Genomic DNA, 15,870 nt, shown 5'->3' with positions numbered 1-15,870 from the left:
GACGGGCACGGCGCTTCGCCGTATTCTCGTGGGCGTGAAGACTTTGTTGGTGGTTCACCATTCGCCCTCGCCCGCTACGCACGAACTGCTCGATGCCGTGCTGGCAGGCGCTCACGACCCCGAGATCGAGGGCGTCGCGGTGAAGGTGATTCCGGCATTGGCCGCGACGGTGCCGCACGTCCTGGCTGCTGACGGCTACATCTTCGGAACCACTGCGAATTTCGGCTACATGTCCGGCGCCTTGAAGTATTTTTTCGACACCACCTACTACCAATGTCTTGGTGCCGTTGCCGAACGGCCCTACGGGCTGTGGGTGCATGGCAACAACGACACGGCCGGCGCCGTGTCGTCGGTGCGCAAACTTGCTACCGGAATGGGTTTGGTGGCGGTGGCCGACGCACTCGAAGTGATTGCGCCGGTGGATAAGTCGATTCGGGAACAGTGCTACGAGCTGGGTGGAACGGTTGCCGCAACGTTGATGGAGTAAGAACTCCCGCAGTGCTTTGTCGACACTAGTTTGTTGAAGCTCCAACTCTCGCTGGACTATTCCATGGTCCTGAGTGTCGGCGTCCCCCATTTTCGCTTGATTTAGTTTAGGCTACCCAAAATAAGGTAAGGCCATCCTGGGATGGCGTGTGTCTAAAGATGAGGGGATCAGTGTGAGCGTTCTTCCAGGTTTGAACTCCAGCGTGCCGAGCAGCGATTCATGTGCTCTCACAGGAGCTCAACTCGGGATCTGGAACGCCCAGAGACTCGATCCCGAATCTCGGAGCTATCTCGTCGGTGAAGTACTCGAGATTTCCGGAGACGACGCGATTAACCCCGCACTACTGACGGAGGCCATCAAGGCCACCATCGGCGAGGCCGAAACAATGCGCCTGCGGATGATCGAGACCGAAGACGGTCCGCGTCAGATCATTTCCAACGCACCGCTCGGCGACATTCCGATCACAGATCTGCGCGCCGAACGCGATCCCATCTCGGTGGCCAATGCGCTCGTGGACGCGGAGCGCAGTCGAGCATCCGAGTACTGCCGCTTCATGGTGGACCGCCCGCTGTACACGTACTCGCTGATCAGGCTCTCTGACCGCGAGGTCTGGTGCATCCAGCTCTATCACCACCTGATCGTCGACGGATACAGCGCGGCAATGATCTCTCGCCGCGTTGCGGCTCACTACACAGCGTTGAAGCACGGAACTGACATTGCACCAACACGATTCGGATCGATTGAGCAGTTGGTTGCCGAGGATGAGGACTACCGCGCGGGCGAGCAGTTCGCCCGGGACCGTGACTACTGGCGCGATGTCCTGACACCGTTGCCGGCGCTGGACGGACGTGGCAAGCAGGTCGCAGGGCCTGCAGAACGAACCATCCAGGTTCGCGAGGTCATCAGTGCGAAGACGCTCTCTGATCTCAAAGCGGTAGCCGACGCGACGGGGACAACCTGGGCCGAAGCTCTCATCGCTTGCTATGGCGCGTTTCTGCATCGATTGCTCGGTGAGACGGACGTCGTCATCGCGATGCCGCTCATGGCCCGCGTCGGACGCACGGCCCTGCGGACTCCGGCAATGGCGGTCAATGTCCTGCCTTTGCGTCTGACGGTCCGCAGCCATGACCGACTCGGTGATCTGAGCAAGCAGGTAGCAGAGTCGATGAAAAGCCTGCGCGCGCATCAGCGTTACCGCGGCGAGAACCTGGCTCGTGATCTCGGTGTTGCCGGTACTGGCGCGCTACTGCACGGAATCGGTATCAATCTCAAGGCTTTCGACTTCGCTCTGGACTTCGCAGGCGCGGTGGGGGTTTTGCGCAACGTAGCCGGTGGACCGCCCGAGGATCTCGGTTTGACCGTGACACCGATTGCAGACGGTGAAATTCTTCTCGGCTTCGAGGTCGATGCCCGTACCAATACTCGTGATTCAGTGACGCGGCGCCTCGCAGGATTTGTCAGCATCATCAATGCGATGGTGGGGGAGGGCAATCCCGCCGTCGGTCACGCGGATATGGTGCCCGCGCTCGAAGGCGCGGGGCTTCTTGCCGATCGGGTGAGCGCGCCGATCGTGGGTCGCGTTGACCCTGTGCCCGATGTGTTCGATCGGGTTGTGGCCGACCATGCTGACGCGACCGTCCTTGTTTGCGGCGAGGAGCGACTGACTGCTGCAGAACTCGGCGCACGCGTACATCGTCTGGCTCGCGCATTGCGCGCACGAAGTGTCGGCCCGGATGACATTGTCGGAATCGCACTTCCGCGTACTTCTGACATGATTGTTGCCCTTCTCGCGACCCTTGATGCCGGTGCCGGGTACGTGGCGTTGGATCCCCAGCATCCGGCCGAGCGACTGCGAGATCTGATCGACGACGCGCAGCCGAAGGTAGTGCTCACGACAGGCGCTTTGGCAGGCCAACTTGTCGGAGACTCCCGGCCGACTCCGGTTGTCATGGATTCCGAGCCTGCGCGCGGGGAACTTGCGGGCTACTCCGATTTACCCTTGGCTCCGGAAGAACTCGCGGCAGCGCGCCATCCCGATCATCTTGCCTACGTCATCTACACGTCCGGATCCACCGGCAAACCCAAGGGTGTTCTGGTGCCGAGCGGCGGACTCGCGCATCTGTTGCATCATCACACCGCGAGGATCTTTCACGACACTGCAGCGCGCGTCGGCAACCGGCAGCTGCACACGGCGCACACAGCGTCCTTTGCCTTCGATGCCTCTCTCGATCAGCTGCTGTGGCTGCTGGGCGGTCACCGAGTTCACGTGTATGACGAGGAACTCCAAAAGGATGCAGCCGCGCTGGTTTCCGCGTTTGCACGTGACCGGATTGATGTAGTTGACACAACCCCGTCGATGGCCGCAGCGTTGGTCGACAACGGATTGCTGACCGGGCCACAGCGTTTGGCGCTGTTGGTCGTCGGCGGCGAAGCTGCGCCTCCGGCGCTGTGGGACGCCATCATCGAAGCGGGCGTACCGGCGCAGAACCTGTACGGGCCTACGGAAACTACGGTCGACGCCATCGCGACGGCCGTCGAGGGTGAGCGCCCCCGAATCGGTTACCCTCTGGCGGGAACTCGCGCCTACCTTCTCGATAGTGCACTGAAGCCGGTTGCCGACGGCGAGCGAGGCGAGCTCTATCTGGCCGGGCCGCAGCTGGCCCGGGGATACCTCGGCCGGGCTGCTGCGACGACCGAACGATTTGTTGCCGACCCCTTCGGAGCACCGGGCGACCGCATGTACCGCGCGGGTGACGTGGCACGTTGGGTTCCGGGTCGCGGATACGAGTTCATCGGTCGTAGTGACAAGCAGGTGAAAATCCGTGGCCATCGCGTCGAGTTGAGCGAAGTCGAAGCAGTTCTCGGCTCGGTGCCGGGCGTCGGAGCTGCGGCTGCACTGATTCGGACCGAGGGCGGACGCCCGACCTTGGTCGGCTATGTCGTCCCCGCGGCCGGGGTGGCCCTGCCGCCGCAGGAGGAACTGCGCCGCGATCTCGCCAGTCGGGTTCCGGATCATCTGGTTCCGTCTGCACTTGTTGTTCTGGAAGAACTTCCAGTGACGGTCAACGGCAAGCTCGACCGTGCAGCTCTGCCCGCGCCGGTCGCCGAATCGGAAGGTCGGGCTGCCACCACACCACGCGAGCTGATCCTCTGTGATGTTGTTGCCGAGGTTCTGGGACGGGATCGCGTCGGTACCGACGAGGATTTCTTCGGACTCGGTGGCGACAGCATCACCGCTATCAGCATCAGCAGTCGCTTGCGTGTGCGCGGATTGATCATCGCGCCGAAAGAACTTCTTGCTCAACGTGACCTGGGGACCATCGCGGCGGGGGCGCGTGATGTGGAGGACGACAAGACATCCACCGTCGCAGTAGTCGACGTGGCTACAGGGTCAGTTGTTGCGCCGCCGATCGTTCGAGCTTTGACCGACAAGAACGTCACCGACGAATCCATCGCCGGATATGCCCAGTGGACTGCGGTGCGCATAGACGAGGTGCTGACCCAAGGCGAAGTGCAGTCCGGGGTGCAGACCATCCTCGATCGACACGACGCTCTACGGCTACTGCTGCGCCGCGGAACCGGTAACAGCGCAACCGAGTTGATCGTTCGAGAGTCGGGTGCCGTCCGTGCGGACAGCCTCGTCACAGAAATCTCCGGAAGCGCGGATGCCGAACAGATCCGTCGAACTGCCGAAGCGGCTGCGAACGAACTTGATCCGCGAGCGGGCAACCTACTCCGGGTCATTCTGGTGCGGACCGATTCAGATCAACCCGATCAGTTGATCGTGGTTGCGCACCACCTGATCGTCGACGGGGTTTCCTGGCGGATCCTGCTTCCCGATCTCCACGAAGCGACCGATGCTGCACGCGACCGCAGGCCGGCCAAGCTGGGTATCGTGGGAAGTTCATGGCGTCGATACGCGGGGCTACTGGCGGAGTTGGGCACTTCTGGCAGCCTGCGATCCGAACTCGACTACTGGACTTCGGCGTCCGCATCCATTGATGATGCGCCGATCGGCGAACGACGTCTCGACCCTGCCGTCGACGTGGTCGACACCGCGTCGCGGACGACGACTGTCGCGTCCGTCGCGGTCACAGAAGCATTGTTGACGACGCTCCCCGCCGCGTACCGGGCACGGGCCGACGAGATACTTCTTGCCGGGCTGATGCTGGCGCTGCGCTCCTGGCAGCACAGCCGCGGACAGGTGTTGGGTGACGCGCAGAGCGTGACCGTCGAAGGCCACGGCCGTGACCCGCTTACCAGCGAGAGCGACTTCGCCGGAACAATCGGATGGTTCACCAGCGAATTCCCGGTTCGAGTTCCTACCGGTGCAATTTCGACCACGACCCAACTCGCCGACGCACTCAGTGGCGGTTCGGCCGCTGGGCATCTACTTCGCGCCGTCAAGGAATCCAAGCGAGCTGTTCCCGGCGGCGGGGTCGCCTACGGAGTGCTGCGCTATCTGGATCCTGTTGCTGCACCCGAGCTTTCCGAATCGGATACTCCCGAATTGTTGCTCAACTACCTCGGACGCTTCCCGTCTTTGCCCGGAACCGGATGGAGACTGCCCGAGCGCGACGCGTTCTCGGTGGTTGAGCCGGCGACCAAGGTGATGTCGGAAGTGCTGGCGCTCAACGCGTTTGTCCGTGAAGACGGTGCCCCCCAGTTGGCTGTCGAATGGACCGCGGCCAGCAGCGTGCTCGACGCCGTGACCATTACGCAATTGCAGGCACATTGGGATCAGGCGCTGGCCGCGCTCACCGCCCACGCTGCTCTCTTCTCCGGCGGATTGACGCCCTCGGACTGCTCGGCAGAGTGGGTCGATCAGGACGGCATCAACGAACTCGAGTCCGTCCATGGTCCACTCGCGGATCTACTTCCGCTGTCGCCACTCCAGGAAGGGCTGCTGTTCCACGCAGTTCGAGATGGCGCTGCAGATGTCTACACCCTGACCGCGCGTTTCGATCTGAGCGGGCCACTGGACGAAGCGCGGTTGGCTGACGCATTCGAGACCGTGATCGACCGGCACCCCAACCTCCGCGCCGCCTTCCACTACGAGCAGTTTGCCCGCCCGGTACAGGCGATTCCGCGTGCCGCAAAAGTTGCTTGGCGCTCCGTGGACCTGACGTCCGTGCCGGCGGCTGCAGCACTTCGTTCGGCGGATCGACTCGAGAGCGAGGCCGCCGAGCACGTCTTCGACGTCAGTCGGCCGCCGCTGTTGCGTGCCCTTCTGATTCGCATGCCCGGCGACGTGCATCGGCTGATTCTCAATGCACATCATCTGCTCACCGACGGTTGGTCAACTCCGATTGTCTTGCGTGAGTTGATGAACGTATATCACGACGGCGACGCACATCTGCCGACGCCGACGCCGTACCGCGATTACCTGGCGTGGATTGCCGATCGTGATCAAGAGGTTCAGCAGTCGGCGTGGAGTGAGCGTTTGCGTGGCCTGACTTCCCCGACTCTGGTTGCCGGCGACAAGCCGGCACGTGGAGTGCCGGTCAGTGTTCCGGTGCCGCTGTCGACGTCTGATGAGCAAGCGTTGATCGACCTCGGACGCAAACGCGGGTTGACTATCAACACGCTGGTCCAAGGGGTCTGGGCCGCAGTGCTGGCTGAGGTGACGGGGCAGTGGGACGTCGTTTTCGGCGCTACCGTGTCCGGTCGCCCGGCCGATCTGTCCGGTGTGGAAGGAATGGTCGGGCTCTTCAGCAACACGATTCCGGCTCGCCTGCACATAACGGCGGACGAGCCACTTCTGGATCAATTCGCCGGGCTCCAGAGCGCCCAGTTCGACATTCAAGACGTGGAGCACACGAGTCTGGCCGAGATCGAACGCATCGCCGGCATCGGGCAGTTGTTCGACACCTTGCTGATCTTCGAAAACTTCCCGAACTCCGGTGCGGGTCAGCCTGATTCGCACACGCTGCGCGTCGACGGATTTGCGAATCATGGTGTCACGCACTATCCGATGACTCTGATGGCGCCGCCGAGTACGGGTCTGGACCTCGTGCTGTACCACGATCCCGCGGCGGTTTCCGGCGTGATGGCCCAGCGTATTGTCACCAGGATCGGTCAGATCCTCACCGGGCTACTTACCGCGCCGATGACGCCTGCATCCGAGGTTCTGACGGTCGTTCGGGTGGCTCGAAATGTCGTGGCCTCGCCTACATCGATTGCCGCTCCGGCTAGTGCATCAGCTGACGTGGACCCTTCGGTCGTGGAGGCAGTGTGTCATTGTGCGGCAACAGTGTTGGAACTTCCCAGCGTGCATCCGGACGAGAATTTCTTTGCTCTCGGCGGGCATTCTCTGACTGCGATGCGCGTGGTGGGAAGTCTCCGCAAGCTGGGCATCCGCGTCGTCGTCTCCGATGTCTTCGATACTCCGACACCGCGCGGACTCGCTGCGGCGGCCCAGATCGATTACTCGAAGTTCGCGGTCGGGGACGTCGTGACAACGTCTGCCTCGGTCGTGGACGAGCTGGAGCCGGTACGTCTTGCTGCCGCTCCGGGCGATCCCGATCACGAGCGGTACTGGGTCAAGGCTCTCGCAGGGTTGCCGCTCGAGCTGGACCTTTCGTCTGACCGTCCGCGTGGTACGGCGTACCGCGCGCACACGTACTTCCGGCAATTGAGTAGTGGGATCGATTCCGAGACGGTGCTGATCGCTGGCGTTGCAACTACTCTCAACGCATTCGGGGGCGGCCGCGATATCGCAGTCGGTCTCGTCGACAACAACGCCGAGAACGTCATCCGGGTAAATCTGAACGGTCGGCCGACCTTCGGTGAGGTCGTGACCCGGGTCGACGACGCAGTTTCGGGAGCGTCGGCGCATGGCGACGTGACCCTCGATCGTATTGCGGATCTTCTGGACCGGCCTCGCTCACGGTTGTTCGCCGCCCGCGTCGGTCATCTGGCCGAAGACCCCGTAGACCTCGAATTTGTCTGTACCGGAACCGAACTTCGGCTGACGGTCAATGCCGAGTTGTTCGACGCCGTCACCGCGGATGCAGTGCTCGACGGCGTGAAGTCGGTGCTTGGAGCGGGCGCCGATGTTGTCGTCTCGGACGTGCGTTTCTCGGAGGGTGAACCGCATCGGGATCCACCGCGCCGTGAGGTGGCGCCGGCGGGAATTTCGCTGTTGTTTGCACGGCAGATTGAGCGAACCCCCGACGCACCTGCAGTTGTTTCCGGCAGTTCTACGCTCACCTATCGGGAGCTGTCTGCCCGCGTGGACGAGGTGGCACGAGAACTGGTCGCTGCCGGTGCCGGACCCGAAAAGGTCGTGGCGGTCGCGTTGGACCGGACTGCGGATCTGGTGGCTGGACTGCTGGCAGTTCTGCGCATCGGAGCGGTCTATCTGCCCCTCGATGTCGACTACCCGGCCGAACGCCTCGAGTTCATGATCGAGGACGCGGCACCGGTGTGTGTTCTCACGAGTACTGATGTCGCCGGACAACTTCCAGACGCTGCGCCGGCGATGGTTCTGGTCGACGGTGAACTCGCTGCGCTGGGCGCTGTGCTTCCCACACCACGACCCGCTGGTGAACACCTCGCCTACGTCATTCACACCTCAGGGTCGACCGGTCGACCCAAGGGCGTGATGGTCTCGACGGCAAACCTCGCGGCATTCACGGACACCGTCATCGAAGATCGCTGGATTAGGCCGGGTGATCGCATTGTTGCTGTGACGACGGTGTCGTTCGACATTGCAGCGTTGGAGTTGCTGTGTCCCCTCGCTGCCGGCGCAACTATCGTTCTTGCCGATCGTCGCACGGTCCGAGATCCGGATGCGTTGCTGGAGTTGATTACCGCCAGCGGGGCGACCGTCATGCAGGCAACACCGTCGCTGTGGCGAGTGGTCACGGAACACGAAAATGCGCAGCAACTCGGTCAGGTCCGCGCGTTGGTGGGCGGAGAAGCGCTCCCGCAGGATCTGGCTGACAACCTCGTGCAGTTCAGCTCTGCAGTGCGAAACGTGTACGGGCCCACCGAAGCTACAGTGTGGGCGACGTCGGCTGTGCTGGCCTTCGGTGATCGGGTCACAATCGGGCGACCGTGGACCGATGTGCATGCTCGAGTTTTGGACGACGATCTGCGCGAGGTTCCGGAAGGTGTTGCCGGCGAACTGTATCTGGGTGGTACCCAGGTTGTGCGCGGATACCTGAATCGGCCCGATCTCACGGTCGCGCGGTTCGTGGCTGATCCAAGTGTGCCGGGCGCACGCCTCTATCGCACGGGTGACCTGGTGCGACGCCGTCAGGGAGTGCTCCACTTCTTGCGCCGCGCAGATGATCAGGTCAAGGTTCGCGGTTTCCGCATCGAACTCGGCGAGGTCGAAGGTGCGCTGAACGCGCTGAACGGCGTGTCCCGCGCCGCGGCCACCGTCCGGGTGGATGCTGCCGGAACGGGCAGTCTGCACGGATACGTGGTGCCCGTCGGAGGCTCGGTCCTCGATTCGGTGCTGGTTCGCAAGGAGGTTGCGCTGCTCCTTCCCGAACACATGGTGCCGCAGACGATCACGGTGCTGAACTCACTTCCGTTGACGCTGAACGGAAAGGTCGACCGCAACGCGCTGCCGGAAACTGCACCGGATCAGATCCGCCGCCCGTTGGTGACAGTGGACGTCGATCGTCGGGCAAGACTCGATTCCCTCAGTCCGGACTGGCGGGATGTCCTGCCTTTGGGACCCTTGCAGGAGGGCATGTACTTCCAGTCGGTACTCGACGGAGCACATGGTACCGACGCTTATCACATGCAGCCGCGGTTCGAGTTCTCTGCGGACGCCGCAGTAGATGCATCAGCACTGCGCGCGGCAGGCGATGCTCTGTTGCGGCGCTACCCGAATCTGAGCGCAGGATTCACGCACGCCGGCTTCGATGCGCCGGTCCAGTTCGTTCCGCGAGCTGCCGAGATGCCGTTTCGTGAAGTGGACCTCACCGGTGTTGCCGCTGATGAATTGGATTCTGTGGTCCAGACTTTGGACGAGGCAGAGTTCGGCACACTCTTCGATTTGAGTGCTCCGCCGCTCATCCGGATGGTCCTGGTGTGGCTACCGGGTGGGGGAGCGCACCTCGTCTTCACGCAGCATCACCTGCTGACCGATGGTTGGTCACAGACATTGATGTACGCGGAGCTGTTTGCACTGTACGAGCTCGCGCGTTCGCAGGGCGCCGATCCGGTTCGCCTGGATGCAGCGTTGGAAGAACCTGCCGATTTCCGTGATCACTTGCGATGGCTCGCAGAAACAGATCGAACGGAGGCGTTGTCGGCGTGGAAGAACTATCTGGCGGACCTCGAGCAGCCGACGCTCTTGGGCGGTACTGGTTCCGGCGGAAGCGCGCCGCTGCCGGTATTCAGCCGAGTTCTGTTGGAACCGAGCGCTACCCAGGCTGTTCGTGATCTTGCCCGTCGTGGCGGCGTGACACTGTCCACCGTTGTCTCCGCTGCGTGGGGCTTGGCATTGCGGGCAGTGACGGGTCGCGACGACGTCGTCTTCGGTGCGACGGTGTCCGGACGCTCACCGGATGTGGACGGCGCCGATCGGATGGTGGGGTTGGCACTCAACACCATTCCGGTGCGTGTTCAGGTACGGCCCGGGGACACGATTCCGGACCTGCTCGGTCGCCTGTTCCGTGAACAAGGCTCCATGCTCGGACATCACCATCTCGGTCTCGGCGACGTTCAGCGCGCTGCAGGGTTTGCGACGCTCTTCGACACGCTCTACGTCTTCCGCAATACTCCGCGTGATGAACAGGGACGTCGGAACACGTTCGAGCGCAGCGGAATTGTCGGCTTCGACGCAGTGGACGGTACTCACTATGCACTCACTTTGGATGTCGATCCTGGAATTGCTGACGCCTCGATGTCGCTCGTTCTGGAAAATCGGCCCGATCTGGTTCCCGCTTCCCTCGCGGAGGACCTGCTTGCCCGCACCGTCGCGATCCTCCAACTGATCGCGGGGTCGGACGCTGTCACGGTGGCGGACACGGCTGTTCCGCGTGCGAACACCCCCGTCGAATTTGCGCCACCTCGTGTTGTGATGCCACTTCCCGGTGAGCCCAGCGGCAGCGTCGACGCACTACTGCGCGAGCGAGCGCTGGCGACACCGGACGAGACTGCCCTTGTCTTTGGTGGCGTCACACTGAGTGCTGCAGAGATGAACACTCGTGTTGATCGGTTGGCACGGATCCTGGCCTGGGCAGGTGCCGGGCCGTCCAGCGTTGTGGCGCTAGCTCTTCCGCGTACTGCAGACCATGTTGTCGCGATCTTTGCCGTCATGCGAACCGGAGCCGCGTACCTTCCGCTGGACCTGGCGCATCCGCCGGCGCGGTTGCGGGAGTTGATCGAGGACAGCAACGCAGCGCTGGTGATCACCACCAGTGAGCAGCGTGACGTCGTTGCTCCGGACGGACGTCCGTGCGTGGTCATCGACGCAACGGATGTGGCAGACGTACTCGACGGGCGGACCGAAGCGCCTGTTGTCTCCGCGGCAGCGGTTGGTGGACCGACGACGGCGGATCAACCCGCCTACGTCATCTACACCTCCGGCAGCACCGGCAAACCCAAGGGCGTTGTGGTGGGTCATCGAGGCTTGACCACGATGTACCACAATCACAAGGCCGAAATCTTCACTCCCACCGAGAAGAAGGTCGGACGTCTGCGCATTGCGCATACGGTGTCGTTCTCCTTCGACATGTCCTGGGAAGAGCTGTTCTGGCTGCTCGCCGGCCATGAAGTTCACGTGATCGACGAGCAGGCCCGCCTTGATCCGGGGTCGCTGGTCAAGCACTACCGAAAAGTCGGCATCGACGTGGTGAACGTGACGCCGTCGTATGCACGGGAATTGATGGCAGCAGGTCTCCTCGACGGTGAGCGGACCCCCGCCCTGGTCATGCTCGGCGGAGAAGCCGTGCCCGCGGAATTGTGGTCACGATTGCGCGATCAGGACGGCGTCGACGGCTACGACCTGTACGGACCCACCGAGTTCACGATCAATGCGATGGGGTCGCCGGTGCAGGGGAGCGTCACGCCGTGCCTCGGCCGACCTGTCCGCAATGCTTGTGCACGAGCACTTGATTCGGGTCTTCGTGAAGTTCCCGTCGGCGCAGTGGGGGAGCTCTATATGTCCGGTGACGGCACGGCTCTGGGTTACCTCCACCGAACGGCGCTGACATCTTCGGTGTTTGTTGCCGATCCGCACGTAGTGGGCGGACGCATGTATCGAACGGGCGACATGGTTCTGCGACGCCGGGACGGCGAACTCGAATACCGGGGCCGCGCAGACCATCAGGTGAAGATCCGCGGGATTCGAATCGAGTTGGGTGAAGTGGAAGCAGCGCTCGCTGCGTGCCCCGGCGTACTTCGCACAGCGGCAACGGTCCGCAGCGAGAACGGTGCGCCGCCACGTCTGATCGGATATGTGATTCCCGAAGACGGTTGTGCGCCTGGTGATCTCCGGCCGTACCTGCGTGAACGTATACCGGCGCATCTAGTTCCGTCCGACATCGTCACGGTGGACACGATCCCGTTGACCCCGAACGGAAAACTGGACCGCGCAGCATTGCCGGCGCCCCCGCCGCGCGCCGCCGCACGGGCGCCGCGCACAGACGCCGAAAAGCAACTGTGCCAGGTCTTTGCGCGCGTTCTCGACGTCGAAACCGTGAATCCGGAGGAGAGTTTCTTCGATCTCGGCGGCGATTCGCTACGGGCCATGCACTTGGTGGGCGAGGTGGAACACGACCTCTCGATCACCGTCGGCGTCGGGACCCTGATGGCTCATCCGACAGTTGCCGAACTTGCGACACACCTTGCTTTGTCGCACCACACAGACCACACAGTTGGAAACACAATGGGAGATAACAAATGAAGTCCACACCACCGCTCGCGACACGGAGTAGGCGACGTCCCGCCGCTATCGCGGGACTGATGATCGTCGCACTCATGGCGATGGTCGGGTGCAGCAGTGCGTCATCGGACGAACCTGCCAAGGCAGACGAGCCCACGACGCGCATAGTCCAGACCGACAAGGGTGCCGTCACGGTGCCGGCTTCGGCCGAGCGCATCGTGGTCCTCAGCGGCGGACTCGCCGGCTACCTCTACGCTCTCGACGCTCCGGTGGTTGCCACCGATACCCGCGTCCTCGGTGTGACCAACCTCGAGGGTGGATTCCCGCCGGCCTGGTCGGATGCAGCCAAGAAGCAGGGCACCACGGAACTTCCCGCTGGTGAGCAGCTCAGCGTCGAGGCCGTTGCCGCCGCCAACCCTGACCTGATTATCGGTGGTGGACAGGGTGTTACTTCTGTTCAGGCCGAGGAACTTTACGACAAGCTCACCGCTATCGCACCAACGGTTCTGGTCCCGCGGACCGTAGCCGCCTGGGACAAGCAGCTCGAAATCGTCGCCGACGCAGCGGGCCGTTCCGATCAGGTTCCCGCCCTCATGGCCGCCTACGACGCGAAGGTGAAAGACGTCAAGGGCAAGATCAAGGTTCCGGCCGGCAACGTCGTCTACATCCTCTCGCTTGCCAACAACAAGCCGTACCTCGTGCCGCCGACGGCAGCCCTGCCCGCAATGCTCAGCGAGCTCGGGTTTGTCGCTGACGACGTCATGACCAAGGCCGGTAACCCGCAGCTCTTCGGTTCCGGTGACTCGTTCGAGGTCAGCCCGGAACTGCTGTCGCAGGTTGCCGACGCACCGGTGGCGTTTGTCATTCCGGTGTCCGGACGTCCGATGGCAGAACTTGCCACCGATCCGCTGTACTCACAGTTGCCGTCCTTCAAGGCCGGTACGACGTTCGAGCTCCCCGCCACCAGCTACCGTCCTGACTACGACGGCGCAATGGCAACTCTCGATCTGATCGGTCAGACCTTCGGATGACCCGACTCGGTGGGCTGGTGATCGATGTTTCACCATTGCGGACCAGCCGTCCCTTCCGGTACGCCTTCTCCGCGCGATTGATCTCGCTGCTCGGGATCGGGCTGCTCGTTGTAGCCGTTCCCGCGCAGACGTACCAGCTCACCAGGTCAACCTTGCAGGTTGCCGGAGTTTCCACCGCGATGGCTATCGCGATGTTCTTCGGCAGCCTGTTCGGCGGTGTGCTCGCCGATCGATACGATCGCCGACGCACCATCCAATTGGCCCGCAGTGCTGCGGGTCTCGGATTCATCATTCTCGGATGCAACGCACTACTGCCACATCCGTCGATGTGGGTCATCTATGTCGCAGCAGCGATCGACGGATTGGCCGGTGGTGTCAGTAGTTCGGCGCTGATGGCCTTGATGCCGACATTGTTGCCGCGCAACAAGATGGCGGCGGCCGGCGCACTGGTAGCGCTGACCACCGATATCGGGACGATGGTCGCGCCGGCTGTTGCCGGCGTGATCATCGCGGCCGGCGGAATCCCCATCACGTACTTTGTAGCCGCAGCGGCTACTGCCGGAACTGTCACGTTGTTCCAGGCGGTCGGACCGGCCCCCGCCCCGGGAACTGATCACGAGAGCCCCATTCGGGCGCTCGTGACCGGGGTGAAGTTCGCGGGCAGCCATTCCGTCATTCGTGGGATCCTGATCAGCGGGCTCCTGGTCATGTTCGTCAGTGGGCCGATGGTGCTACTTCCGGCATTTGTCGATCAGGTGCTCGGCGGCGGGCCCACGATGCTGGGTCTGCTCTACGCAGCGCCGGCAGTGGGCGCGGTTATCGGGTCGTTGACCAGTGGATGGACCGGACGTGTTCACCGCAACGGTGCAGCCATGCTGATATCGGTAGCCTTCATGCCGCTCGGGCTGGTAATCCTCGGGGCGTCGGGGGCTGTGGTTCTCGCGTTCCTCGGTCTCGCCGGCTTCGGGCTCGGACGAGCGCTCAACGATATTCTGAGATTTGCGGTACTCCAACAGAACACACCCGACGAGCTTCGAGGCCGGGTGTCAAGTCTCTGGATGGTGCAGGCCGTCACGGGCACGGCCATCGGGTCGATGGCCGCCGGATTCCTTGGGCAGTGGCTGGAGCCGGGAACTGCGCTGTTGGTCTTGGGTATTGCCGGTTCGGTGCTTGGGCTGCTTCTTCTCGGGACGCTGGGTTCGGTACGGCGGGCAACGTCGGAAGTTGTCGAGATCGATCTTCGTGAAAGTCCGGTGCCGGTAGGCACGACACAGCAGGAAAAGGAAGGTAGTTCATGAACCGAGGAGACCACCTCGCGGCCATCGCCGAAGTTCGGGCCGGCGCCAGCAGCGCAAAGGTGCCGTACCCCATCGGTATTCGCGAACTCGAAGTTGTCCGCAGCACTATGGTCGGTTCCGGGTTGCTGCGACTGACGTTGGCCGGCCCGGAGTTGGAGGGCTTCGAATCGCACGCCCCCGACGAGCATGTACGGCTGGTGTATCCCGATGCCGACGGCACCGTACGGTTGCCGGAACGTGATGGCAACGGCCTGAAGTGGCCTCGCCCACTTCCGATTTCACGTGAATACACAGTGCGTCGGTACGACGCCGAACTGGGGGAGTTGGACCTCGACTTCGCGCTCCACTCCGGTGGCTTCGCCTCCGATTGGGCGATTGCGGCGACTCCCGGAACCCGGGTTCACGTCGCGGGTCCGCCTGGTGGCGTCGTAGTTCCGTGGACGTACGACCGCTACCTACTGGCCGGCGATATCACCGCGTTGCCGGCTATTGCTCGCTGGTTGGAGATGCTTCCGGAAGCCGCCGCAGGATGGGTGTTTATCGAGGTCACCGATGCGTCGCAGCAGATCGAACTGGCCGCTCCCGAGGGTGTCGAGGTTCGGTGGTTGCACCGCGGCGACGTTCCGGCTGGGCATTCTGATCTGCTCGAGCGCGCAGTCGGAACGGTGTCCGTGCCGGAAGGCGAGCGCGTCTACGCCTGGGTGTCGGGTGAGGCCACCAGCCTCAAGCCGATCCGACGGTTCGTGCGCGATGAACTCGGCCTGAGCGCCGGTGACCACCTGATCACCGGTTACTGGAAGCGTGGAGTTGCCGACTTCGACGAGGACGACGACGAGCCCGTACCTTCCGCCTCGATTGGCTCAGTGTCGTTGCCGGACACGCATGTTCCGATGCAGGACCAGGCGAAGTCGACCGCTGTCGGGAAGTGATCGGACAGCGGAGTGCTGTCCTCGGTGGCGAAATCGGTGTGGGCATTGCGATATCCGGTCGCCCCGAGGGTGACGTGATCGCCACTACGGTAGAAGACTTTGTCCACGGTTTCGCAGTCGACGGTCGGTGTGGTCTCGTCGCAGAGTAGTGCGGGCTCGCCCTTCGCTGGGGGGTCGCTGTTCCTGACCAGATCCACCCATGCGTCTCGCAGGCCGTTTGCGGCGGCAATCGCGTCGTGCGGCGCCGGGACGGCGGCACCCGTGGAGGCGGGAA

General features: G+C 63.0%; 6 protein-coding genes. All 6 read left to right on the top strand.

What is annotated here, in order from left to right; translation table 11 throughout:
* The first annotated feature begins 34 nt into the window (after positions 1–34).
* The 6 genes from MTX36_RS04935 to MTX36_RS04910 all read left to right on the top strand — a co-directional run bounded on the left by MTX36_RS04935 (position 35) and on the right by MTX36_RS04910 (position 15,745).
* Entirely contained in the window at positions 35–487 is a 453-nt protein-coding gene (locus tag MTX36_RS04935) for a flavodoxin family protein (protein WP_243618599.1), read from the top strand.
* Positions 488–635: 148 nt separating this feature from the next.
* On the top strand, positions 636–12,359 hold the full coding sequence (locus MTX36_RS04930; RefSeq protein ID WP_374230423.1) for an amino acid adenylation domain-containing protein: 11,724 nt from the start codon (positions 636–638) through the stop codon (positions 12,357–12,359).
* Positions 12,356–13,369 (top strand): ABC transporter substrate-binding protein, encoded by a 1,014-nt coding sequence (locus tag MTX36_RS04925; protein WP_243618597.1) that lies wholly within the window; start codon positions 12,356–12,358, stop codon positions 13,367–13,369. Before MTX36_RS04930 ends, MTX36_RS04925 begins: the two co-directional genes overlap by 4 nt.
* Complete coding sequence (gene entS, locus MTX36_RS04920) at positions 13,366–14,667, top strand: enterobactin transporter EntS (protein ID WP_243618596.1); 1,302 nt, start codon at positions 13,366–13,368, stop codon at positions 14,665–14,667. The genes MTX36_RS04925 and entS overlap by 4 nt, the downstream gene beginning before the upstream one ends.
* The gene (locus MTX36_RS04915; protein WP_243618595.1) at positions 14,664–15,596 is read left to right on the top strand and encodes a siderophore-interacting protein; all 933 of its coding nucleotides are present in this window, start codon (positions 14,664–14,666) and stop codon (positions 15,594–15,596) included. The genes entS and MTX36_RS04915 overlap by 4 nt, the downstream gene beginning before the upstream one ends.
* On the top strand, positions 15,593–15,745 hold the full coding sequence (locus tag MTX36_RS04910) for a hypothetical protein (protein ID WP_243618594.1): 153 nt from the start codon (positions 15,593–15,595) through the stop codon (positions 15,743–15,745). The genes MTX36_RS04915 and MTX36_RS04910 overlap by 4 nt, the downstream gene beginning before the upstream one ends.
* Positions 15,746–15,870 lie beyond the last annotated feature (125 nt).

The sequence above is a fragment of the Rhodococcus sp. ARC_M6 genome, from assembly GCF_022810305.1.
Taxonomy (GTDB): domain Bacteria; phylum Actinomycetota; class Actinomycetes; order Mycobacteriales; family Mycobacteriaceae; genus Rhodococcus_F.
Note: the sequence above shows the minus strand (reverse complement) of the source record. Positions and strands in the feature narration are given on the sequence as shown.